This window comes from Xanthomonas sp. D-99, from assembly GCF_017746145.1.
GTDB classification, from domain to species: Bacteria; Pseudomonadota; Gammaproteobacteria; order Xanthomonadales; family Xanthomonadaceae; genus Xanthomonas; species Xanthomonas cissicola.
The window spans coordinates 1-727 of record NZ_JAGHWU010000138.1 but is presented as its reverse complement, the minus strand read 5'-3'; the positions used below and the strand labels follow the sequence as shown (position 1 = coordinate 727).

Genomic DNA, 727 nt, shown 5'->3' with positions numbered 1-727 from the left:
GTGAGTTGATCAGACCTTCCTTTGCTCCCTGCGATCGGTTCTAGGGTGCCTTTCTGATAGTTGGAAATGGTGCGTTTAAGTTGCTTTGTTGTCGAAATGTGCCGGATAAATCCGTTCGTTCCGAAAAGAATCATCTTGAGTTCTTCTTCATCCGAATCTTTTTCGCAACCATCTTCAGTTTTATGTTCACATAAAAAATCGACGTAGCTTTGAAGCTCATCGAGATCGAGGCCAGGCGACGAGACGCTCTTTGGATCGAAAAAATTTGAACCGAGCTGTTTCTCGCAGAAAACCGCCTTAACGTCACCGTCCTCAACTACCATCGCCAATGAGACTGGCCAGTAGGGAGTGATGCGGTTGCCTTCTTTGCAGCCAAAAATATATCGATCAAGCAGGTCGTCAGCATGTTTGCGACTGGGCAGGCCGCCATAACATTTTCCTGTGGGTATAGGTCCCCCGGTAATCCCCCCGCCCATTAGCAGACGCCAGAAGTGGAATTTTCTCGTACCCTTTCTCGAGGAGGTTCCATGAAGAAGTCCCGCTTTACCGACAGCCAGATCATCGCCGTGCTCAAGCAGGCCCAGGCCGGTGCGCCCGTGCCGGAGCTGTGCCGCGAGCACGGCATCAGCTCGGCGACGTTCTACAAGTGGCGCAGCAAGTTCGGCGGCATGGACGTGTCCATGGTCGCGCGCATGAAGGAGCTGGAGGAGGAGAACCGCCGGCTCAA

General features: G+C 53.0%; 2 protein-coding genes. One reads left to right on the top strand and one right to left on the bottom strand.

Features of this window, described 5'->3' with window-relative positions:
• Window positions 1-476: hypothetical protein (locus tag J7360_RS21195; protein ID WP_209034806.1), on the bottom strand; the 476-nt coding region annotated here is incomplete at its 3' end.
• Window positions 477-527: 51 nt separating this feature from the next.
• On the opposite strand from J7360_RS21195, the gene J7360_RS21190 reads away from it, so the two are divergent.
• On the top strand, window positions 528-727 hold a 200-nt coding region (locus tag J7360_RS21190), incomplete at its 3' end, for a transposase (RefSeq protein ID WP_059001059.1).